This is a genomic window from Lacibacter sediminis (assembly GCF_014168535.1).
Taxonomy (GTDB): Bacteria; Bacteroidota; Bacteroidia; order Chitinophagales; family Chitinophagaceae; genus Lacibacter; species Lacibacter sediminis.
On sequence record NZ_CP060007.1, the window covers coordinates 2,153,523 to 2,175,183 of the forward strand.

The following is a 21,661-nucleotide window of genomic DNA, read 5'->3' on the forward strand; positions in this document are numbered from 1 at the left end:
AATCGTTTGAATAGGGGATAAATTACAGCACAATCACGCTGTTGCTGCCGCCAAAGGCGTTCGGTTGTTGTTCATCGGCTTCGGGTTCATTCACCCATTCTGTAGCGTTTACTAAGTATTTGAATTCGTGCTTGGTTTCTTTCGGAAGATTAACCTCGGCACTAAAAGTTCCGTCTTTCTTTTTGCTCATGATCACAGCATTTTGCCAATCGCTGTTCAAGCCAAGAATTTCGATGGTTTCAGCATTTTCAACTTTAAAAGAGAATTTCACTTTGCAGTAATCCTTTGTCTTGAAGTAAGTTTTTTGTACCATTTTTCTTTGTTTAAAGTTTTAAGTGTTCTGTCAAACATCGGGCATTTTTCAGTTAAGCAGTTGCTGAGATGATGACATGGAAATAAATATTCCCGCTCTTTATACCCGAATCGGAAAAAAGTAACCCTCTGAAAGCCTTATGCAGCTTCATTCTTATTAACAACTAACAGCTGTTATGTTAATAAACTCAACGTAGTAGTTTGTTTTTGGCTGTTTCTTCCCTGATCATTTCGGGATAGCCCATTTTCCTGGCTAATGCAGTTACAGCCATGGCAATACGTTTGGCTTTTGTAGGTTCTGTTTTAGCACTATCGATCCATTTGCTGAAATAACGCTGGTGCGATCCGGTGAGGCTGTTGAAGTGTTGCAAGGCGGCAGGTTCATCAGTCAGGCATTCCATAAGATCAGTATTGAATTGAAAAGCACTGTTATCGGCTGCAATTTTTACATTCACCGTTGCACCTTGTCGTTTGGCAATTGCTTTGCGTACATCGGCATTCAACGCCATAATAAACTTGCCGCCGCCAACAGGGTATAGCGGCATTTGCTTAAATGCATAATCATCCAGTTTGCCTTTTACTTTAAATTCTTTCTTATGTCCCGGTTTTAATTGTTCCGGAATACTGTCAGGAATTGCAATAAAGGTCCAGCCGGTTTTTTCACCCATCGTTTTATATTTCTGTATAACAGCTGTGAACTGAATCATGGAAACGAACTTAAACAGAAAATCACAATCAATGAAGTAATGCACATTATTTTCTGCTGGCATGGTTATTGTTTTTCATGTGCAGAACTTCGTACGAATCATTCAACTCCCATCTTCCCCCGGTATGTATGCCTGACAGGCTTCTTTCCCTGAAAGAATCAATGTATGTGTATAGTTGCTGAAACTATAGCGCTGCATCTATTGCTCTTATGTAATCAAGTATTATCAAACTTATAAATTCAACACAATGAAAAAGATTTTTTTCACATTTACCTCAACAGCATTTTTAATGATCGCTTCTATTGTAACTGTTAAAGCGCAGGTTGATCCTGTTACACCTGTTACTCCGCCAACACCACCAGCTGCTACATCTGACATCGTTGGTGTTGCTACAGGATCTGTAGAGCATACAACTCTGGTTGAAGCTATTAACACAGCCAACGTACTGAAAGTATTTCAACTCAATGGTCCTTTCACCGTGTTTGCTCCAACAAACGCAGCGTTTGATAAAATCCCTGAAGCGGATCGTAAGAAACTCATGAAGAATAAAGCAGAGCTTGCGAAAACATTAAAGTATCATATGGTAGGTGGCACCTGGAATTCAACAACACTGATGAATGCAATTAAACATGGTAACGGATTTGTTGAACTTCCTACATTAAGCGGTGGTAAATTAAAAGCAACTGTAGAAGATGGTAAAGTGAAGTTAACTGATGAAATGGGCAACGCTATGTTTGTAACCAATGCCGATATTATGGCTACAAACGGTATTGTTCATGTAGTTGACGGTGTAGCGCATCCAATGCAACCCGTAACAGCGGCGAAACAGTAATGGTTCCTTATAGCTCAAAAGCCCTGCCTTTTTTGGCGGGGCTTTCTTTTTTGCTGAACTAATAAATCCGTTACTTTTAATGCATGACTCTGCTAGTTACAAATATTAAACAGTTGGTGGGTGTGCATGAAGAAAATGTGTTGTTGCGTGGAAAAGAGCTGGCTGTGTTACCCGTTATTGAAGATGCTTACCTGCTCATCAGTGATGGGTTGATTGCTGCTTATGGCGAAATGAAAAATCTTGGTGCATGGGCCGATAGTATAGAACACCGCATGGATGCAAGCGGACAACTGGTACTGCCAACCTGGTGCGACAGTCATACACATTTGGTGTTTGCAGCAAGCAGGGAAGAAGAATTTGTTGACAAGCTGAAAGGAATGAGTTACGAAGCTATTGCCGCAAAAGGTGGTGGTATCTTAAACTCTGCAAATAAACTGTCGAAACTTTCTGAACTTGAATTGCTGCGGCTAGCATGGGGAAGGTTGGAAGAATTGATCACGCTGGGCACTGGTGCCGTTGAAATAAAAAGCGGTTATGGCTTATCGGTAGAAGCAGAGTTAAAAATGTTGCGGGTTATTCAACAGTTGAAAGAAACATCTCCTATTCCTGTAAAAGCAACGTTTCTTGGCGCTCATACTTATCCGCTAGAATACCGAGATAACCATCAGGGCTATATTGATCTTATTATTAACGAAATGTTACCGGTGATTGCAGACGAAGGTCTTGCTGATTTTGTAGATGTGTTTTGTGAAAATGGTTTTTTCTCAGTTGATGAAATGGAACAGATCTGCAAAGCTTCTATGCAATATGGATTGCAACCCAAACTGCATATCAATCAACTCAACAGTATTGGTGGTTTACAAAAAGCAATTGAGCTCAATGCTGTTTCTGTTGATCATTTGGAAACCATGACTGATGCTGATGTGCAAAGTCTTGCCCATTCAAATACCATTGGCACCTTGTTGCCAACTGCTGCTTTTTTCCTCCGCATGCCCTTTCAACCTGCCAGGCAAATGATCGATGCAGGTGCGGCTGTTGCACTGGCCAGTGATTATAATCCGGGTTCATCGCCCAGTGGCAACATGAACCTGGTGGTGGCAATGAGTTGTATTGGTATGAAGATGTTGCCGGAAGAAGCGATTAATGCAGCCACGATCAACGGTGCGTTTGCCATGGATCTGCAGCATGAAGTGGGCAGCATTACCGTTGGCAAAAAAGCCAACCTCATCTTTACCCGTTCCATTCCTTCACTTGCTTATTTGCCTTATGCTTTTGGCAGTAATCTTATTGACAAAGTGATGATCGGGGGAGAATTTTTCGCCTGACGGAATATGTGCTGAAATAAGTTATCTTTCATTACCAATCAAATCAGCCATATGCAGTCATTTCGTTTTTACAACAAGGAAGATGTACTCACATTAACCAAGATCCGTCGTTTCGAAACCAAGCTGGGAGAAAGGGTGCAGTTGCCACACAGCAGGGAGCAGTTCGAAAAAATATTGAAAGAATCAACAGCCAGGTTTGCGTTGTTCGGTATACCGGAAGATATTGGTGTAAAAGCAAATGAAGGAGTGGGAGGTGCCGATACTGCATGGTTTCCTTTTCTCACCGCTTTCCTCAACATTCAAAGCAATGATTTTTTACAAGGTGATGAGATTCTGTTGCTGGGTCATTTCGACTTTTCACATGTTGAATCGGTGATCGAAGAAAATGCGCATGGTCACGAAGAAAAACTGGATGCCTACCGGCATGCTGTGCATTCAATCGATGAAGAAGTGGAATCGTTGGCAAAGCTGATCACAACTTATGGAAAGATCCCGATAGTTATTGGAGGTGGTCATAACAATGCCTATCCACTTATTAAAGGCACAGCAAAAGGACTACACAAAGCAGGTAAGCTTCAACTTGCACAGATCAATTGTATTAATCTTGATGCACATACCGATTATCGTCCGGTTGAAGGCCGGCATAGCGGCAATGCTTTTCGTTATGCAGAAGAAGATGGCTACCTGCAGAAGTATTGTGTAATTGGTGTGCATGAAAATTATATTCCGCAAAATGTGTGGATCGATATAGTGAACAATCCTTTTTTCGATCTCATTACTTACGAAGATATTTTTATTCATGAGAAACGTAATTTCATTCAGGCAGTAGCACATGCTACGGGCTTTACAGAAGATACGTATACGGGTTTAGAACTTGATCTTGATTCTATTGAACATACACTCAGCAGTGCATTTACACCAAGCGGTATTGGTAAGCTGCATGCAAGACAATACATCAATTTTGCAGCAACCGATGCAAAAGCCGCCTACCTGCATATATGTGAAGGTGCCAGCTTCTTAAGCGATGGACGTAAAAGCGAAGGCACAGGAAAACTCATCAGTTACCTGGTGAGCGATTTTGTAAAAGCAGGTCTTGCGCCTTAAAGCACAGGTGCATTGATTTTTATATCGGTATTGGCAATTGCCGATTTCAGTTGCTGCTGTAATGCAGCTATTTCTTTTAGTTTTGCCTGTTGAAGATAAGCCAGGTGTAAACCCGTCATGGCCCAGATGTTATTGTTGTTGTTCTTCAGATCGCTGAGCAAAACTTCCTCTGCTTTTTTCCAATCTTTCTGTTGCAGGTAAGCATTACCTAAATAATGTTTTGGATTGAGTAACCAATCTCTTGGTTCATTATACACCATTTGTTCTTCTGTTGCAACTGCTTTGCTGAAGTGTTCAAGGGCAGCTTTATTATCCTTCTGTGCAAGTGCAATTGTACCGGCAAGCAAATTAGCAGCAACATTAGCACCATCAATGGAAGGAGAGAAAGGTGCAAATGGCAATGAAAGTGTACTGTCTTTTAAGAGATCGTTTAAATAACCGTATTCTTTCTTTGCATCAGGTAGTTTTTGCTGATGTGCATAGGCCATTCCTTTTCCAAAATGATACAGCACATTTGAATAAACCTGTTTTGTCGGTGGCTGTTTCATTGCCAGTAGTGCATCCCAACGGGCATAACGTACATCAACCAAAATATTTGTATAATAAATGTATTGAATGTAATTGCCAAGCGCTCCTTCCATCAGTAAATAATCAGCAGGTATGCTGGCAGCAGTTTGTTTGGCACTTTCAATAGCATACTTGCTATTGCCACTCATGATGGCATGATTAGTTTGCATATGCAGGTTGTGGATCACATATAAAAAATCGGCACCTGCTGCAGGAGCAAATAATTGCAAAACATTTTTATAACTCTTTACTGCATCTTCATTCACTGCAGCTCCTTTACTGTAGTTGCCAGTGCGTAAATAAATATGCGAAGGCATATGTACCATGTGCGATAAAGCAGGCGTGAGACTTCCTAACCTGTCGGCACTTGCTGTAGCAAGGGATGCATACGGCGAAGGTTCCATCACATGTATATAGTAATGATTGGCGCCGGGATGGAGCGGAGCAACAGCTAGTAATTTTTCAAGTACTGTACGTATTCGTGGTGTCCACTCTTTTGGTTTGCCATTGCTGAACCAAAGATCCCAGGGATGCTGGAGCATCAATGCATCAGCATACAAAGCAGCAACATCTGCCGATGACGAAAACTGTTCATACAACTTTTGCATTTTGTCTGCATACAGTTGATTAAGATGCTCTCTTGTTTGTGTACTATCAGCTGAATAGCGAACGGCTTGTGCATTAATCAATCCTTTTTCAACAGCTGTGCCATTAACTGAAAGTTCAAGCGCTTTATTAACTGCAGTTAATGCATCTGGTGAGGCGGCATAACCAAGATCGTTGATGTTAGGTCCGTAGGCCAATGCTTTCGCCCACTGGATCATGGCGGAAGTAGCATCAAATTTTTCTGCTTTTTTAAACGATGCCATGGCTTCAATAATATGAAAGCCATAGTACATATTAATACCCTGGTTGAAATAGAATTGTGCGCTATCGTTTGTGGTAGTGATCTTCCACTTGTAAGAACCTGCGCCGGGAATTGGTGGAATATCCACTTCCTCCAGCGCATCTTTTAATGCTTCCCAATCGGGGCTGCAACGAATGCTGTTCTCCAGTTTGTATTTTTTTAGTTTTGCAATTTGCCGGGTTGTTTGGTAACGATCAGTAAACTGCACAGCAAGTAAAGCAGTAACAAAAGCAGGTAATGCAAGGAGCAGCAGCCGAAATTTCATACATCAAAGTTTTGGAAACTAAAAGCTACAATAATTGAAGGAAAGTTACAAACAGCCGCTATATTTTTTGTTGAAAGCCGGTTGTGGTTTTCAATTCTTCCATTACATTAAAAATGATGGGACAACGTTCATAATGCATCATTACGGAAAATAGCCGTTGCGTAAATTGGGGCAGGTGTAAAGCAGGGAACTCTCTGCAACCTGCAAACCTGTCTTCATAAATCGTGCAGGCATTGTTGGCAAGAAAATGACAGGGCATTTTATTCATGATCATCAGTTCATAACTTCCTTTTTCTACATATCGTTCATCAAACACTTCACGTGTAATTTGTAAACGTGCCGCAGCTCTGTCGGCTTCTTCTGCTGTAATATTCACCATTAAACTTTTGCAACAGTTGCCGCAACTTGTACAGTCGATCTTCGGTTCAATAAGTTGGTTGAGCCGTTGCACTTCTTCATCAACTTCCTCACTGTTGCGTTCTTTTAAGAAATTAACAAACTGCAGGTTTTCTTCCTGTTTCTCATTTGCAACTTCAGCAATAAAGGGGAGTGATGTGTGAATGGTCAATGAAATGATTTGCGGTAAAGGTAAGCGGTTTCGTTTTGAAGCATGATTGATACGCAAATCTGCGCTTTAATAAAAAAAGACCGGAAGTCTCCGGCTTTTTAAATAATCTTCATAAATAGGATCAATGATCAACTTTCATTTCAACTCTTCTGTTAATTACTCTTCCTTTTGCTGTTTTATTAGCTGCTTGTTATTCACTTCATCAATATTACCAATCGGCATTCCATCCATTGGTAACAATAATTCCTGAAGATGATCCATTAGCTGCTACCCAGGAAATATTCGGCGGTGCTCCCGGAGATGCAAGGGAAGTATAAGCAATCCTGTATCCATCTGGTGACCAGGAAGTTTTGGTGAAGGGGGATGCGCCAGTTGCAATAGTGGTGATTTCGGTGCCCCAGAAATTCATCGTGCCAATCTGGGTACTATAAGAATTAATGCCTGTTGTTTTGACTATTGCACATGCAAGCTTTCTCCCGTCTGGCGACCAACTGGGATGAAAGTAGTTAAGTGTGTCGAAGAGATTGGAGGTGACAGGAAATGTGGGCAAATTATTATTTTGGATAGAAATATAGTATAAGTCGTAATCAAGATCATAGGCTGCCCAATCACTTGAGATCGCAATCTTTAAACCATCTGGCGACCAACTTGGCTGGCTATCCCAACCCGGTGCTTCAAAAATTAAAGGAGTTGCTCCCGAAGCAACATCAAGCATCCAAATGTTCATGCTGCCGTTATGGAATGAGGCAAATGCGATTTTTGATCCATCGGGCGACCAGGTTGGGTTTTCGCAAAATCTTGAGAGAAATGTTTTTTGCACAACATTTGAGCCATCTGCCTGCATAATATAAAGTTCGCTATATCCCGACCGGTCGCTTACAAATGCAATGAGTTTTCCATCAGGTGACCAAACAGGATGATCATCAGTTGCTGCATTGTTGGTAAGCCGGATGATATTGGATCCATCTGCATTACACTTATAAATTTCCGGGTTACCATCCCGTTTACTGACGAATACAACCTTGCAATCGGTACAGGGCGGAAGTGGATTAACTACTTCAACTTGTATTGTATCTGTTGAATTAAGTGCAGCCGAATCGGTGACAGTTAATTCCAACAGATAAACACCCAGCTCAAGATTACTGAACAGAGATTTTGAAGCGTTTGCATTTTGAATATTGTATAATGGAGGGCCCGAAATTTTTCTCCACAAATAAGTACGGATATTATTGTCGGGGTCAGTTGAAGCTGATCCGTCAAGTGTAACAGAATTTAGTGGTAATACGATCGTTTGATCTTGCCCCGCCCTGGCTATTGGCGGCCTGTTGGTTGTTGTAGTGCCGGTTGCAGTATCTATTACTTTAATGTTGATTGTATCGTTCGACCATAAGCTTCCATTGTCTGTTACTTTTAATTCAAATTGATGCAAGCCAGCTGCAAGCTTTTTAACCTTACAAATTGAATCTGTTGCCTGCATAATAACAGGTGTTCCCGGGCCGGAGATTTTTGTCCATAGCCATGAGATAATATATCCATCAGGATCAACGGAGTTTCGACCATTCAATATGGTTGAATCATTGGGCAGGTATATGGTTTTATCGGGCCCGGCATTTGACACAGGCGGAAGATTGTTTTGATTTTGTAAACAGTTTTCGCAGGATAATTCTTTTTCACATGACATCAAATGCAGGCAAGATACAAGTAAGAATATTCGTATTTGAAACAGGCATTTCATTCCTTCAAATAAAATGGTTTAAAAAAACAGGGGCGGAATTAGCAGGTTAATTTAGGTGCCGGAAGATATGAGAAGCCAATATTCTATAACAAAATACACAACTGTTATCATAAAATCAATAACGAGGCTAAGGTAATATTTGAGCAAAGCCAAAGGTCTCCTGTTCTAAAAACGGGCTTCTCTTTACATTTATTTTTAATGGGTTAATATTAACAAACAAGCGGATGATTACATCATCCGCTTGTTTGTATTATTTGAAAAAAGGAATAAGATCAATAATCAACTTTCATTTCAACTCTTCTGTTCAATGCTCTTCCTTTTGCTGTTTTATTGTCGGCTATTGGTTTGGTATCGCCGTAGCCTTTGTAAGTGATGCGTTCAGGAGCAATGCCTTTGCTAATAAAGTAATCAGCAACAGCTTTTGCTCTGCGTTCGCTCCACATCATATTTCGTTCAGGAGTGCCTGCATTGTCTGCATGTGCTTCAATGTTCAGTTTTAAAGATGGGTTATCCTGTAAAACTTTCACCACTTCATTCAAAGAGATAAATGATTTTTTCAGCAGCACATCACTTGCAAACTGAAAGAGAATATTCTTGGCAGCAAATTCTATTTTCTGTTTGATCTCTTGTTTTATTTCAGGGCAACCACCGTTGGCAGTAATGCCGGCTTCATTGGGGCATTTATCTTCTTCATCATTCACACCATCATTATCCGTATCAGGAATTAAACATCCGTCATAACGGGCAAGACCAGCCAAGTCTTTACACTTATCATCTTTGTCAGCCACGCCATCATTGTCACTGTCGGGGCATCCGTTCAATGTGCCTTTATCGTTCGGGCATTGATCATCTTTATCAGTTATTCCATCGCCATCAGTATCAGGACAGCCATTGAGTGTTCCTTTCACATCAGGACATTTATCATTTGCATCTGCAAATCCATCGCCATCTCCGTCTGGCGGTAATACAGGTTCAACCGGAATCACAACAGGAACTTCTACCACTTTTTTCTTTCGGTCAAACGGGTTGTCTTGTGCAAAACTGAAACTGTAATGCAGGTAATCGTTATTAATGCCATCCGTTAATTTCTTTCGCCATTGTGCCTGCATGAAGAAATAAGAACCTGCTTTAAAACGGAATTGCAAGCCAACGCCTAATGGTGCATAAACAGCGATCTTTCCGGGGAAGTAGCCAACACCTAACCCTGCTGTTAAAAATGGATTTACAGGAGCCTTGTCTTTAAAAGCTCTTATATGCAGCAACGCATTTAGTTGTGTACTGAACTTTGCCTGGCCAATTGAATCATCTTTTACAAAGTTGGCAGGGAAGTTGGAGAAAGTTCCTGTGATCGTGCCTGAAGCATCTATCTTTTGTGAGAGTCCACGCCAGTAACTGAAACCAACGCCAAATGATTTGTTGCCTGGTTTATACCAGTCGCCTTGGTTGAAAGCTTTGCCGGCGGTTGAATCGCTGATGAGTTGAGGAAAACGGTAATCAGAAAAACTGATGTTGTACGAAATCAGTTCGGGTTTTTTCAGTTGCTGATTCTGGGCATGTACACTGATGATGCACATCAGTGCAAGAGCGGTTAGTAAGCAGTTTGGTTTCATAGAAATTAATTGAGCGCTAAATTAACGTTCCAAACCGTAATTTATGCATAAATACTGTTTTCTTTTTGTGCGTAAATCATCGCTTTTTTTATAGGTTTTATCGAATGTATTGACTAAATTTATTTAGCTCTTTGACGATATCTTATTTATTCACAATTAAAACTGTTTCCCATGGTTTCAACAGACACAACACAGCTTAACAGGGAATGCAGCTCCTGGAGGGAGCATCTGCGTTCCTACCGTAATGAAATGAGTCAACTGAGAGATCAGCTTCAACTCATGGCAAGCGGAGAAAAAGACAAGGAAGTCCTTACCGAAGTGGAACACTATCACAACCAGTTTTACATTCAGCAGATCAACATCCACGATCTGAAACAAGCGATCAAAAATCACGATCGACGATTACAAGTAGAAAAAGACCCGGCAAGCGGTCATCCTTCCGAACAGGCATTGCAGGAACATGAAGAACTGCACGGCCAATACGAAATACTGGAACATACGTTAAATGAACTGAGAAGCGATTTCAGAAATTTCGTTGCTAAGGCATAAGCTTACTGCCTTTACTACATCTATCAAAGACATTCACAGCCACCCATTCAAATTCTATCTGTTCCCTGTACGGTTACGCTTGTACTTACATGCCCATGTAAGCAGGTGATTGTTTACATTTTAAAAAATGAATGTTATGGCAGACTTTGATACCTCACACGTAAAAAACATTGTCTTGCTGGGCCACGCCGGCTCCGGTAAGACAACATTAGCGGAATGCATGTTATACGAAGCAGGCATTATTAACCGCAGAGGCACAGTAGCAGAACGTAATACTGTTGCCGATTATCATGAACTTGAACAGGAAAGAGGCAACTCCGTTTTTTCAAAACTCTTACACAGCAAATGGCGTGGTTATAAGATCAATATTATTGATACGCCGGGTTATGATGATTTTGTTGGGGAAGTCATCAGCGCATTGCGTGTAGCCGATACAGGTGTAATGCTGTTGAACGCAACACGTGGAGTGGAAGTTGGTACAGATATTATCTGGGATTACACAGAGCAATTTAAAACACCCATGATCTTTGCGGTGAATAAACTAGATGATGAAACGGCGGATTTCGATAAAACGGTTGCTGAAGCCAAAGCTCATTTCGGAAGCAATATTACAGTGGTACAATATCCCCGACAACAAGGCGCAGGTTTTCACGAGATCATTGATGTGCTGCGCATGACGATGTACAAATTCAAAGATGCAGGAGGCAAGCCGGAAAAATTACCTATTCCTGATGATGAAAAAGAGAGAGCTGATAATTTACACAAAGAATTGATTGAAGCAGTTGCAGGTAATGATGAAACGTTGATGGAGAAATATTTCGACAAAGGTGAGTTGAGTGAAGATGAGATCAAAGCAGGAATGAAAAATGCAATGATCCATCATGATCTCTTTCCATTATTCTGTTTATCTGCAGAACGCAATATGGGCAGTGGCAGGCTGATGGGCTTTATTGATAATGTATGCCCAAGTGCCAATGAAATGCCTCCGCAAAAAACAAAATCAGGATCAACGTTATCCTGCGACGAAAATGGCCCCGGCTGCATTTTCGTTTACAAAACAGTAAGTGAGCCACATGTTGGCGAACTTTCTTTCTTTAAAGTTTACAGTGGTACCATTAAATCAGGAATGGAACTGGTGAATGAAACAACCGGTGTGGCTGAAAAAATGAACCAGCTCTTTGTGGTAGAAGGAAATAAACGCACACAGGTGAATGAACTCACTGCAGGCGATATTGGAGCAACCTTAAAACTCCGGAACACGCATGTTAATAATACACTGCACGAAAAAGGAAAAGATATTGAGTTACTTCCCATTGAGTTCCCAGCTTCAAACCTTACAATGGCCATTGAAAGCATAAAGAAAGGCGAAGAAGAAAAACTGGCAACAGCTTTACACGATCTCCGTCATGAGGATCCAACGTTTAAAGTGGAAGTATCGCAAGAGTTAAGACAAACATTAATCCATTGTCAGGGCGATATGCATTTAGCAGTAGCCAAATGGAAAATTGAACATCAGCATAAGCTGGAAGTGAAATTCACAAGACCACGCATTCCTTACCGTGAAACTATACGCCGCAGTGCAGATAGTATGTATCGCCATAAAAAGCAAAGTGGTGGTAATGGTCAGTTTGGTGAAGTGCATTTGCGTATTGAACCTTGGTATGAAGGAATGCCCGAGCCTTCTGATCTGAATGTTCGTGGAAGGGAAGTACATGAATTGCCATGGGGCGGCAAACTGGTTTATTACAATTGTATTGTTGGTGGTGCTATTGATGTTCGGTTTCTGCCATCGATCTTAAAAGGTGTGATGGAAAAAATGACCGAAGGTCCGCTCACCGGTTCTTATGTGCGTGATGTGCGTGTTTGTGTGTTTGATGGTAAGATGCATCCTGTTGACAGTAACGATATCTCGTTTAAGATCGCAGGTTTGCAGGCATTCCGTCAGGCATTTCAACAGGCCGATCCGCAGATACTTGAACCAATGTACCATGTAGAAGTGCTTTGTCCTGAAGATCTCACCGGTGCTGTTATTGGTGATCTGCAAACACGCCGTGCAATGGTGGAGGGGATGGATACAGAAAGTCATTTTACAAAAGTGATCGCTAAAGTTCCATTGGCAGAAATGCAGGATTACAGCAGCAACCTGCGTTCATTCACGCAGGGCCGTGCAAAATTCCGTATGCATTTCTTAGAATATGAACCACTGCCATTTGAAGTACAACGCAAACTTGCTGACGATTACAGTAAAGTAGCGAAGGAAGAAATGATGGCTTAACAGGTTTCATTTAAAAACAAAAAGTGCAGTCAATTGAATGGCTGCACTTTTTTTTATCAGGTAAATGAATTTCTGTTAAGCATCTTTTTTACCACGTCCAATACGCATGATAATAAAGATAATGAGTGCAATAATTGCAACTACAATAAAAATTCCAAACCCCATGCCCGCTTTGAAAATACCTTCCACCAATTGGCATGAACTCAACATGGAAGTCATTGCAATAAGCAATATGCTTACGTATTTTGTTATGTTCATAAAAGAAACTATTAAAAGGTTTTTGTGAGTGTTCAATTCTAATTGCAGGCAGGCTGTTTCATGAAATTTGATGATTAAAAAACTTTGCCGTCGTCTTGTTTGTTAATAATAGTTGGAGCACTTGAATCACCTTCAATAACTTCATCAGGTAATGGATTGATCGGCTCATCTACTGATGGTGGCTCTGGCTTGTGCTCCTCGGTAGTGCTGCCTTTTTTTTCATTTTCTCCAATTACTTCACCCGGAATCTTTTTTTTATCATCACCAATACCGGGTACTTCTGTTTCGGGTGTTTTTTCTTTTAAATCAGGATCGTTAGGCAAAGGCTTCTTACCATTAAAATCCTGATTCGTTTTTTGTTTCAGCGCATTTGCGGTGTCTTGTGTGTTTTCGCTTACTGTTTGACGTTTTTCCATGACAATCGTGTTTAGCTGTTAATAATAGAGTGTCTTACAAATATGCATTTGATTAGCTGCAAATTCATTACATGATTTAATGAGATTGTTACAACTTTCACATATTCATCCACTCATCATGGTGAGTGTTTTCTTTTCGGGTGATGCTTACACTTTCAGGGAACGTGATTAAAATGAAAAAGCGACACTTACAGGTGCCGCTTTCCATGTATATATCGAAGTGTAACCTATTTTAGTTTCAACACAGGTTGTAAAATATAATTACCACTGCCATCTTTACTGATTGAAAGAGCTGCATCAAAATCAACCAGCAATGAATCTAGACCGGCTGCGAGATTGCGGTTGACTTTTATTTTCAATCCACTTTGCTGGCTGCTTGGTGTGCTTAACGGATAAATAACACTATCGATCATAATTGTGTTTTGCGTACCTAACACTAAACGTAATTCTTTAAGCGTGCCTGTTGGTACTGTTCCTGCTGCAAGAAATGTATCCACTCCATTTTGCAATTTCAACAGATCATAAATACCGGCCATTGTTTCAAGTTTTATCCAGCCGGTGGAATCGCCATTGAAATTTACATTCACTTCTTTAATGTCAACATTCACCTGTTGCGCATCATACGGTGCATCCGTAAGATTGATTTTTAATTCAGTACTGTTCTTATTTTTCTTACAGGCTGTAAATAGTAATACCGAAGAGATTAGTACTAACGAACAAAAGATCATTGTTTTTTTCATGAGTAATAGATTTTAAACATATACTTCAAAAAACCATGCCAAAGCGAATTAAGCGTTTATGTAAAACTACTTTTGTGCAAAAGTTATTTACGTAGTGAAAAAATATTTGCATACATAACTATTCGGTTTCCAGATAATTCTGCGAACATTTGTAAGGTTTTTTCTTTTGTTTTGATGAGGTTGCAGAACGATTGTCATTCTGTTTTTTACTTATCTTCCTTGCATGAATCAACCGACTGCTTCCTCTTCCATCTGGAAAGTGATTGCTGCTTCCTCGATGGGTACCTTAATTGAATGGTACGACTTTTACATTTTTGGTATGCTTGCCAAAACAATTTCAGTTCAATTCTTTCCCGAAGGCAATGATGTGGCTGCTTTGCTCAGCACACTGGCCATTTTTGCTGCAGGTTTTATTGTGCGTCCCTTTGGTGCATTATTATTTGGTCGCCTGGGTGATCTGATCGGCCGCAAGTATACCTTTCTGTTAACACTTGTGCTCATGGGCAGCGCTACTTTTTTAATCGGGCTGGTTCCCGGTTATAAATCAATTGGTGTATTAGCGCCCATTCTTGTTTTATTACTTCGATTGATACAAGGCCTGGCATTAGGTGGCGAATATGGCGGTGCTGCTACTTACGTGGCCGAACATGCGCCGGCAAATAAACGTGGACTTTATACAAGCTGGATACAAACCACTGCAACATTGGGTTTGTTTGTTGCATTGGGCGTTATTCTTCTTGTGAAATCAAGTATGAGTAATGAAGCGTTTGATGCAGAGTGGGGTGGATGGCGCTATCCTTTTTGGTTGTCGATTCTGTTAGTGGGCGTCTCTATTTATATACGCATGAAGATGAAGGAATCACCTTTGTTTGCGAAACTGAAACATGAAGGAAAGACATCCGTCAATCCTTTGAAAGAAAGTTTCAGCCACAAAGCAAATTTTAAAATGGTATTACTGGCATTGTTTGGTGCAGTAATGGGGCAGGGCGTTATCTGGTACACCGGTCAGTTTTATGCGCAGAATTTTTTAGAAACAAGAGTAATGATCGAATTTGGACAAAGCAGAACCATTTTGCTTTGGGCCATCCTGTTTGCAACACCCTTCTTTGTTTTCTTTGGATGGTTGAGTGATAAGATCGGTCGTAAATGGATCATGCTTATTGGTATGCTGTTGGGAGTATTGTTCTACAGACCTATTTACAGTAGCTTTTTATCCAGTGTTGATCCGGATAAAATTGAGATAGTTGACGTAAAAGAAACTGCAACTCCTAAAGTTGTAGCTGAGCCATCAGCCACTGGTTCGCTCCGCACAACAACCACTTCTTATGCATCAACAAATGGGTGGGCTTATACAGTTGTATCGAAAGAAACCATCAAGCAAGATGGTTCAGTTACTACGGCGCAGATGCAATATAAAGACCGTGTGTTGCCAACTCCCGTCTTCTGGAAGTTTGTATGGCTGGTATTTATCCAGATATTTTTTGTAACAATGGTGTATGGCCCTGTTGCAGCATTTCTTGTTGAGTTGTTTCCAACAAAGATCCGTTACACGTCTATGTCGTTGCCTTATCATATAGGTAATGGTGTATTTGGTGGGTTGGTGCCGTTCATAGGGTTACTGTTGACCACTTCTTTTCCTGCTGATCCGTTGGTAGGGTTGTGGTATCCAATCATCGTAGCGGCATTATGTTTTGTAATTGGTGCTTTATATCTGAATAATAAAATTGATCCAAACGTAAACGATTAAACTATGAACAAATTAAAACGATATGCAGGTCTTGTGTGGATAATAGCAGGCCCATTGATTTTTATTTTACTGTTGATGGCTGCGTGGTATAATATTGATACTGCGGGAAAGAAAGATATCAACAATCCTGTTCCGTGGGTGATCATCATCGGAATTTTTTTACCAATCGTTATTGGCCTGGTGATCTTTGGTTGGTATGCACTCAAAGGGGAGTATGATCATCTGCCCGAAGATTCAACTGAGATAGAATAAAGCAGAAGTTTAAATTCTGTTATAAATAAAGAAGCACAGAACGTTGAGCATTTGGTCAACGTTCTGTGCTTCTCTTGTTTTAGTATAAATATTATTCAATTCTGAATGATATTTTACATACGCAGCCAAAGGTGGTTACCTGACCATCTTTTACATGTGCTTTAATATCCTGCACATATACAGAGTCAATATTCCGCACTGTCTTAGATGCTTCGGCTACGGCCTGACGAATAGCATCATCAATTCCTTTGTCTGACGAAGCAATCACTTCAATTATTTTTACAATTGGCATAACTGTAAGTTTTTTTGATGTTTGTAAAAATGGTTTGCTCCAATAAGATAGACAAACTAAGCCGTAAATTCAAATGCAGTTTTACGCCTTCCTGAGGTAATCAATTCGACAGCGACGGTTGAGATTACAGCGGCTTTTGTGGTATACATTTTATTTGTTGTTATCTGATTTAGAAGATATAAGTGCAACTACTTAAATGGCAAAAAAATTAGTTTGATTCATCTTCTTTAACAAGCATTTGAAATTCTTATAGTGCAATTTTGCAGTTGAATTTATAAGCTGCTGTTTAATTAGTACAGTTTCTAATAACAAGACCCAACCATTTTTTTGGAGATGAATAAGTGAAAATGCTTATTTCATTAAAAATAATACGAGTGTGACATCTCTTTTTGTAAAACCGTACGTAAGTGCTGTAACCCATCACAAACCGTACCTTATATGAATACTATGCTCATTGCCCAGTTACCCAGGTTTGAAGAGTTGCGTCTTTCCGATCTGCATTTATATGAATTGCTCGATACACCGGGAGAAACAGAATTTGATGAACTGCGTGAGCTTGCTGCACAAATCTGTAATTGTCCCATATCGTTAATTACCTTGATTGATAAAGACCGGCAATGGTTTAAATCAAAACAAGGGATCGCTGAATCTGAAACAAGCAGAGATGTGTCTTTTTGCTCACACGCCATTCTTAATAACGAGATCATGATTATTGATGATGCTGCATCAGATGAGCGTTTTTTTGATAATCCTTTGGTTACGGGTGATATGAATGTTCGGTTTTATGCAGGAGCACCTATTATTTCACCAACTGGCCAAAATCTCGGGACTATTTGTGTAATCGATACGAGGCCCCGCCAGCTTACAACAGCACAGGAAAGGGCAATGGAAATATTATCGAACCAAATAACCAAATTATTAGAGCTTCGATTAAAATCAAAAGTTTTAGAGCAGCGTGCGGGAGAATTGATCAGGATAAAGGATGAGGCCACCATTGACCTTATCAAGGGACAAGATGAAGAAAAATTGTTGTTGGCAAAAGAACTGCATGAAAATATTGCACAGGAGTTGGCAGCCAGCAGATTGTATTTGAATATGGCAGTTGTTAACGAAGGAGGGAGATTGGATTTCATAAATGAAGCTAACCAATCAATCGGCAATGCTTTAGCTGAGATTAAAAACCTTTCTTACAACATTATTCCGTCAACTGTTGATTCGGTTTCTGTTCAGGTAATGATGGAAAACTTTCTGCACACTCATCGTTCAGCGCATTCTTTCAATACTGAGATAAAGATAACGGGTAAGTCAGAGCTGATTGGTTTTGGTCAGGCAATCAATTGTACAAAAATTGCAGAATCGTGGTTACAGTTTATTGAGTCGAAGCGGGATGCAGGCAATGTGAGTATTCAAATATCTGTTGAAGATGATATTACTCTTTGCATAGAGGATGATGCGTCTGATCATCAGATAAAAGCCAGGGAACAAAAATTGATCAGCAGCATAGTGTATTATCGGGTGATTGATATGAATGGATCTGTGAAATTTATTGAAACTGAACGTGGCACGAACCTGCTTTGCGTAAACTTTCCTTTAGTAAAAAAATAAACTGAAGATGAAGGTTTAATCTTTAAACTCCTGTGAGATCATTAAGCCGGACCTGCCTCCATCAACAATGCCAATACCCACCCGTCCAAATGATTTATTGAGTATAGCTGCACGATGACTGGGAGAGTTCATTAATCCCCGATGTGCTTTTGCAAGTGTGGAAGCATAAGCAAGATTTTCGCCGGCTTTTCGATAGGTTACTCCAGCCTTCTTCATCCGGTAAAACGGATCTTTTCCTTCCGGTGTCATATGTGAGAAATAACCTCTTTTCAACATATCTGATGAGTGAGCCCTTGCCACATTCCGTAATTGCTCATCAGCAACAAGCGGTTTCAATCCTTTTTTCTTTCGCTCAGCATTTACAAGCTGCAACATCTGTTGTTCAAGGTCTGGCCTGATGCTGTAATAATCTGTGGCATAAACTTCCGGTTCTGATTTCCCGTTAGACAGGGCAACATCAAATGTTTTTTCAAGTATCGGACTGATTTGTTTCTCTGCAATTTCACTATAAGGCGAAAGCATAGCGGCCACTTCACTTTTCTCTGCTTCAGCACTAATGCTGTCGATCACTGAAAAAGTAAGAAGCCTTGCAGTAACAGCGCTCAATATTATTCCCAGCACAAGGCCGGGAATAATCCCACTCATCCTGTCGAGAAGATGAATGCTGCTTTCGTTGTTGGTTGCATTCATCAGGAGGCGTTGGAGCACCGAGAGGATGATATATACAACGATAAAGCCCGCAATTAAACTTAACGGCAGATACCAATCTTTTAGTGATGGTAATTTTTGTACAACTTCATCAACCGTGTTGCTGTAAAGAAGAATGCCCGCAACAACAGCTGCCGACCATTTAAACAGTTCCAATATAAAACGTAATGCACCGAACCGGTAACCAATAAAGGCTGCCAGCAAAGTCAACAGTACGAGAAAAATATCGACAGTGTTCATATGTAAGTGACTATATCAAAAAAGCGGAGATCAAACATCAGATGAAAGATCTCCGCTATTATTCAACGTTCAGGCTGTTTAATAATTGCCTTGTTTTTTATCAATTGACCGGCCAATAGCCCAGCCACCACCGGCACCAAGTACACCACCCACCAACACGCCGGCAACACGATTCTTTTTACTTACAACACCACCAATGACTGCACCACTTGCGCCGCCAATAACTGCTCCTTTTGTAGCGTTGGTCCATTTTTTCTTAGCTGGTCTTGTGTTTGTAACAACAGCAGGCGAAGTGTTAGCTGCAGTTTGTCTGCGCTCTACGTAGCGAACGGTAGTCGTTTCCTTCATTTTTTTCATTTCCTGTTGTTCTTTCCATTCCTGGAAAGCAGCAAACTCTGCAGAATCAACGGCTGATAAAACATTTGTTTGATCAGTTGTTGCTGTTTTTGTTTTGCACGATACTGTTACTACTGCAACAATTGCTGCTACCGATAAAATTGTAAATATCTGTTTCATAATTTCTGGCTTTTCGGTGAAAAAATATTGTTTCGTTCTATGCTCCTATACTTAGAAAAACTGTGCCAGAAAAAAGCAGAATTGTTAATGAAAATTAATAGTTAGGAACAGATGCTTGAAGTTCAGCTTGTTTCCTGCGATTTCTTTTAACAAACAGAAGCGGAATCATGCAGTGTGAGCATCGAATATATTAAGCAAGGAAGATCATCTGTTAATAATTTGCAAACGAAAGCAGATTAGATATGAAATGTAACCGATAACCTGCAGCCTTTGCCCGGAGAAGATTCAAGTTTCATATCCCCATTATAAACCAGTAGCCGACTTTGAATATTTCTGAAGCCTAATCCTGTTTTTATTTTAATGCTGTCAAAACCTTTGCCGTCATCCGTTAGCTGTATATGCACCAGTTCGTTCTCGGAATGTAAACTGATGTCGATATGATTTGCCTCTGCGTATTTCAGAATATTATTCAGTTGCTCCTGCACCACACGATAGATCATTAATTTTTGTTCATCATTCAGTTTTGTTTCATCAAGTTCTGATGCAGTAAGGCTGAACCCGATTTTTTTTACACGTGTAATATCGGCAATAAGTTTATCGAGCGATTGTTCTAACGTCATGAGTGAAAAAACAGGAGGTTTCATGGCGGCAGAAAGAAAACGGATTTCCTGTTGCACTTCATTCACCATTTTTTTTGCTTCATTGATCATTGTGATGTTTCTGTCAATTTTTACATTTGTATTTCCCAGGTAAAGATTAATTACAGTAAGTATCTGAGAGATATTGTCGTGCAGTTCCTGCGCCCAGCGGTTGCGTTCGTTCTCCTGTGCTTTGATGATGGTGCTGGCAAGCCGTTGCTTGTGTTTTAGTTGTTGGTTATAATATTCTGCCTGCAAATTTCGAAGTTGAGTAATATCCTGAATTTCGCCAATCAACCGATGCGTCTTATTTGTTTCGGGGTCACGTATCAGAAATAAACTGCTTAATACGGAGTAATAAATTCCATCAGTGCCAAGCAGCCTGTACTCTGTTGTCCACACATTCTGCCCGGTTTCGTTAGCCATTTCATATTCTGATCTAACCCTCGCATGATCTGCTATGTGAATTCGTTCCATAAACGTCTGGAAAAAATTTTCAATCTTGTGTGTGCCGCTGGGCATAAAGAAGCTCATCTTTTCATTGATAGTGGCCGTTTTTGTTTCTGTGTCGTAATCGATCATTCCTCCACGTGCTGCCACGTTTAACGCTTCAAATTTTTGCTCTAAAGTAGTTTTGCTTTTATTGGAATTACGTAAACGATTATAGAGACTGTGGCTGATCACAAAAAGAAGTATACTGGAAAGTAAAACGAAAGCGATCCCTTTTTGATTCTGGAGATTCACTAATAACGTAGAATTATTATGGGCAAGTTTTTCAACCAGGGCATCGCTCCAGAATATCCAAATGGTGCTGAGAGTAAGATAGATGCCTGTTATAAAAACAGCAGGGCTGCATCTCGATACATCTGCCTGCAGCTTCATGAGGTTAGGATGTGAGTACATGATTTTAATTTGATCGTAAATGTAATAGCGCTCCTTTCGGCTTTTTATGAGTAAGATTATTACTCTCTCTGACCAAGATCATCTTTTGTTTATTTTCTTCGAGCGCAGGACATGAACATTTAATGCCTGCCTTTGTTATAATTGATTTTTCTTTACTCAATTGTTAACCTTTAAATTGATTGTATGAAAAATGTATCTGCGATTATTCTTTTAACACTGGTCTTTGTTTCCTGCAGCCCTAAACTTTCGCCCGACCATAACTGGGATCAAAAGCGTTGGACATTGTATGAATTGAAAACAGTGCCCGTTCAATTAAGTGGTACAGAGAAAGATGCCAATCTTATGTTTGTACCTTCACAAAAACAAGTGAGCGGCACGGGAGGTTGTAATCGAATTGCAGGTAGCTATGAACTGAAAAAAGACGGAGGTATCAAATTTTCAAATATTACTTCTACAAAAATGATGTGTTCTGATCAGGCATTTGAAGATCGTTTTCTTGAAGTGCTGAATGAGGTTGATGGATATGCAGTTGAAAATAATATCATGTTGCTGAAGAAAGGGAAAGAAGTGGTGATGCGTTTACGTTAAAA

General features: G+C 40.2%; 22 protein-coding genes. 9 read left to right on the forward strand and 13 right to left on the reverse strand.

What is annotated here, in order from left to right; all coding sequences use genetic code 11:
* Positions 1–22: 22 nt before the first annotated feature.
* Both H4075_RS09170 and H4075_RS09175 read right to left on the reverse strand, forming a co-directional pair.
* A complete protein-coding gene (locus tag H4075_RS09170) occupies positions 23–313 on the reverse strand; it encodes an isoamylase early set domain-containing protein (RefSeq protein WP_182806128.1) in 291 nt (96 codons plus the stop codon).
* Positions 314–500: 187 nt separating this feature from the next.
* Positions 501–1,082 (reverse strand): YdeI/OmpD-associated family protein, encoded by a 582-nt coding sequence (locus tag H4075_RS09175; protein ID WP_255460419.1) that lies wholly within the window; start codon positions 1,080–1,082, stop codon positions 501–503.
* A gap of 184 nt (positions 1,083–1,266) precedes the next feature.
* On the opposite strand from H4075_RS09175, the gene H4075_RS09180 reads away from it, so the two are divergent.
* The 3 genes from H4075_RS09180 to H4075_RS09190 all read left to right on the forward strand — a co-directional run bounded on the left by H4075_RS09180 (position 1,267) and on the right by H4075_RS09190 (position 4,280).
* Positions 1,267–1,851: a fasciclin domain-containing protein gene (locus H4075_RS09180; RefSeq protein ID WP_182806129.1), complete on the forward strand. Its 585-nt coding sequence runs from the start codon at positions 1,267–1,269 to the stop codon at positions 1,849–1,851.
* An 83-nt stretch (positions 1,852–1,934) separates the two neighbouring features.
* On the forward strand, positions 1,935–3,176 hold the full coding sequence (hutI, locus tag H4075_RS09185; RefSeq protein WP_182806131.1) for an imidazolonepropionase: 1,242 nt from the start codon (positions 1,935–1,937) through the stop codon (positions 3,174–3,176).
* 51 nt (positions 3,177–3,227) lie between these two features.
* A complete protein-coding gene (locus H4075_RS09190) occupies positions 3,228–4,280 on the forward strand; it encodes a formimidoylglutamase (RefSeq protein WP_182806133.1) in 1,053 nt (350 codons plus the stop codon).
* Here the strand turns inward: H4075_RS09190 and H4075_RS09195 are convergent.
* From H4075_RS09195 to H4075_RS09210, 4 genes are all read right to left on the reverse strand, one after another.
* On the reverse strand, positions 4,277–6,019 hold the full coding sequence (locus H4075_RS09195; protein WP_182806135.1) for a tetratricopeptide repeat protein: 1,743 nt from the start codon (positions 6,017–6,019) through the stop codon (positions 4,277–4,279). The two genes, H4075_RS09190 and H4075_RS09195, sit on opposite strands and share 4 nt — an antisense overlap.
* Before the next feature lie 58 nt (positions 6,020–6,077).
* Positions 6,078–6,644: a YkgJ family cysteine cluster protein gene (locus tag H4075_RS09200; protein WP_182806137.1), complete on the reverse strand. Its 567-nt coding sequence runs from the start codon at positions 6,642–6,644 to the stop codon at positions 6,078–6,080.
* Positions 6,645–6,795: 151 nt separating this feature from the next.
* A complete protein-coding gene (locus tag H4075_RS09205) occupies positions 6,796–8,205 on the reverse strand; it encodes a PKD domain-containing protein (protein ID WP_182806139.1) in 1,410 nt (469 codons plus the stop codon).
* Between the two features lie 389 nt (positions 8,206–8,594).
* Positions 8,595–9,932: an OmpA family protein gene (locus H4075_RS09210; protein WP_182806140.1), complete on the reverse strand. Its 1,338-nt coding sequence runs from the start codon at positions 9,930–9,932 to the stop codon at positions 8,595–8,597.
* Between the two features lie 171 nt (positions 9,933–10,103).
* Between H4075_RS09210 and H4075_RS09215 the strand changes: the two genes are divergently transcribed.
* A complete protein-coding gene (locus H4075_RS09215; protein ID WP_182806142.1) occupies positions 10,104–10,481 on the forward strand; it encodes a hypothetical protein in 378 nt (125 codons plus the stop codon).
* 136 nt (positions 10,482–10,617) lie between these two features.
* On the forward strand, positions 10,618–12,756 hold the full coding sequence (locus tag H4075_RS09220; protein WP_182806144.1) for an elongation factor G: 2,139 nt from the start codon (positions 10,618–10,620) through the stop codon (positions 12,754–12,756).
* 75 nt (positions 12,757–12,831) lie between these two features.
* Here H4075_RS09220 and H4075_RS09225 read toward each other — a convergent pair whose 3' ends face one another.
* From H4075_RS09225 to H4075_RS09235, 3 genes are all read right to left on the reverse strand, one after another.
* Positions 12,832–12,966: a phosphatidate cytidylyltransferase gene (locus H4075_RS09225; protein WP_220494920.1), complete on the reverse strand. Its 135-nt coding sequence runs from the start codon at positions 12,964–12,966 to the stop codon at positions 12,832–12,834.
* A 122-nt stretch (positions 12,967–13,088) separates the two neighbouring features.
* Positions 13,089–13,430, reverse strand: coding sequence for a hypothetical protein (locus H4075_RS09230; RefSeq protein ID WP_182806148.1), 342 nt, complete (start codon positions 13,428–13,430; stop codon positions 13,089–13,091).
* A 227-nt stretch (positions 13,431–13,657) separates the two neighbouring features.
* Positions 13,658–14,170 carry a DUF4382 domain-containing protein gene (locus H4075_RS09235; RefSeq protein WP_182806150.1) on the reverse strand — a complete coding sequence of 171 codons (513 nt, stop codon included), beginning with the start codon at positions 14,168–14,170 and terminating at the stop codon, positions 13,658–13,660.
* Between the two features lie 223 nt (positions 14,171–14,393).
* Between H4075_RS09235 and H4075_RS09240 the strand changes: the two genes are divergently transcribed.
* Positions 14,394–15,917, forward strand: a complete 1,524-nt coding sequence (locus H4075_RS09240) for an MFS transporter (protein WP_182806152.1) — start codon at positions 14,394–14,396, stop codon at positions 15,915–15,917.
* Between the two features lie 3 nt (positions 15,918–15,920).
* Positions 15,921–16,169, forward strand: coding sequence for a DUF6814 family protein (locus H4075_RS09245; RefSeq protein ID WP_182806153.1), 249 nt, complete (start codon positions 15,921–15,923; stop codon positions 16,167–16,169).
* 91 nt (positions 16,170–16,260) lie between these two features.
* Here the strand turns inward: H4075_RS09245 and H4075_RS09250 are convergent, their stop codons facing one another.
* A complete protein-coding gene (locus tag H4075_RS09250) occupies positions 16,261–16,461 on the reverse strand; it encodes a dodecin family protein (protein ID WP_182806155.1) in 201 nt (66 codons plus the stop codon).
* Positions 16,462–16,899: 438 nt separating this feature from the next.
* Here H4075_RS09250 and H4075_RS09255 point away from each other — a divergent pair, with 438 nt between their 5' ends.
* On the forward strand, positions 16,900–18,066 hold the full coding sequence (locus H4075_RS09255) for a GAF domain-containing protein (RefSeq protein WP_182806157.1): 1,167 nt from the start codon (positions 16,900–16,902) through the stop codon (positions 18,064–18,066).
* Between the two features lie 15 nt (positions 18,067–18,081).
* Here the strand turns inward: H4075_RS09255 and H4075_RS09260 are convergent, their stop codons facing one another.
* The 3 genes from H4075_RS09260 to H4075_RS09270 form a co-directional block, all read right to left on the reverse strand.
* The gene (locus H4075_RS09260) at positions 18,082–19,014 is read right to left on the reverse strand and encodes a CvpA family protein (RefSeq protein ID WP_182806159.1); all 933 of its coding nucleotides are present in this window, start codon (positions 19,012–19,014) and stop codon (positions 18,082–18,084) included.
* Between the two features lie 78 nt (positions 19,015–19,092).
* Positions 19,093–19,530 (reverse strand): glycine zipper domain-containing protein, encoded by a 438-nt coding sequence (locus H4075_RS09265; RefSeq protein WP_182806161.1) that lies wholly within the window; start codon positions 19,528–19,530, stop codon positions 19,093–19,095.
* 236 nt (positions 19,531–19,766) lie between these two features.
* Positions 19,767–21,071 carry a PAS domain-containing sensor histidine kinase gene (locus H4075_RS09270; RefSeq protein WP_182806163.1) on the reverse strand — a complete coding sequence of 435 codons (1,305 nt, stop codon included), beginning with the start codon at positions 21,069–21,071 and terminating at the stop codon, positions 19,767–19,769.
* A 183-nt stretch (positions 21,072–21,254) separates the two neighbouring features.
* Between H4075_RS09270 and H4075_RS09275 the strand changes: the two genes are divergently transcribed.
* Positions 21,255–21,659, forward strand: a complete 405-nt coding sequence (locus tag H4075_RS09275) for an META domain-containing protein (RefSeq protein WP_182806165.1) — start codon at positions 21,255–21,257, stop codon at positions 21,657–21,659.
* The last annotated feature ends 2 nt before the right edge of the window (positions 21,660–21,661 follow it).

Bases quoted from the DNA above. Each gene is read 5' to 3' on its own strand.
- H4075_RS09170 (WP_182806128.1), bottom strand. From the start codon at position 313: ATGGTACAAAAAACTTACTTCAAGACAAAGGATTACTGCAAAGTGAAA.
- H4075_RS09175 (WP_255460419.1), bottom strand. From the start codon at position 1,082: ATGCCAGCAGAAAATAATGTGCATTACTTCATTGATTGTGATTTTCTG.
- H4075_RS09180 (WP_182806129.1), top strand. From the start codon at position 1,267: ATGAAAAAGATTTTTTTCACATTTACCTCAACAGCATTTTTAATGATC.
- hutI (WP_182806131.1), top strand. From the start codon at position 1,935: ATGACTCTGCTAGTTACAAATATTAAACAGTTGGTGGGTGTGCATGAA.
- H4075_RS09190 (WP_182806133.1), top strand. From the start codon at position 3,228: ATGCAGTCATTTCGTTTTTACAACAAGGAAGATGTACTCACATTAACC.
- H4075_RS09195 (WP_182806135.1), bottom strand. From the start codon at position 6,019: ATGAAATTTCGGCTGCTGCTCCTTGCATTACCTGCTTTTGTTACTGCT.
- H4075_RS09210 (WP_182806140.1), bottom strand. From the start codon at position 9,932: ATGAAACCAAACTGCTTACTAACCGCTCTTGCACTGATGTGCATCATC.
- H4075_RS09215 (WP_182806142.1), top strand. From the start codon at position 10,104: ATGGTTTCAACAGACACAACACAGCTTAACAGGGAATGCAGCTCCTGG.
- H4075_RS09220 (WP_182806144.1), top strand. From the start codon at position 10,618: ATGGCAGACTTTGATACCTCACACGTAAAAAACATTGTCTTGCTGGGC.
- H4075_RS09225 (WP_220494920.1), bottom strand. From the start codon at position 12,966: ATGTTGAGTTCATGCCAATTGGTGGAAGGTATTTTCAAAGCGGGCATG.
- H4075_RS09230 (WP_182806148.1), bottom strand. From the start codon at position 13,430: ATGGAAAAACGTCAAACAGTAAGCGAAAACACACAAGACACCGCAAAT.
- H4075_RS09235 (WP_182806150.1), bottom strand. From the start codon at position 14,170: ATGAAAAAAACAATGATCTTTTGTTCGTTAGTACTAATCTCTTCGGTA.
- H4075_RS09240 (WP_182806152.1), top strand. From the start codon at position 14,394: ATGAATCAACCGACTGCTTCCTCTTCCATCTGGAAAGTGATTGCTGCT.
- H4075_RS09245 (WP_182806153.1), top strand. From the start codon at position 15,921: ATGAACAAATTAAAACGATATGCAGGTCTTGTGTGGATAATAGCAGGC.
- H4075_RS09250 (WP_182806155.1), bottom strand. From the start codon at position 16,461: ATGCCAATTGTAAAAATAATTGAAGTGATTGCTTCGTCAGACAAAGGA.
- H4075_RS09255 (WP_182806157.1), top strand. From the start codon at position 16,900: ATGAATACTATGCTCATTGCCCAGTTACCCAGGTTTGAAGAGTTGCGT.
- H4075_RS09260 (WP_182806159.1), bottom strand. From the start codon at position 19,014: ATGAACACTGTCGATATTTTTCTCGTACTGTTGACTTTGCTGGCAGCC.
- H4075_RS09265 (WP_182806161.1), bottom strand. From the start codon at position 19,530: ATGAAACAGATATTTACAATTTTATCGGTAGCAGCAATTGTTGCAGTA.
- H4075_RS09270 (WP_182806163.1), bottom strand. From the start codon at position 21,071: ATGTACTCACATCCTAACCTCATGAAGCTGCAGGCAGATGTATCGAGA.
- H4075_RS09275 (WP_182806165.1), top strand. From the start codon at position 21,255: ATGAAAAATGTATCTGCGATTATTCTTTTAACACTGGTCTTTGTTTCC.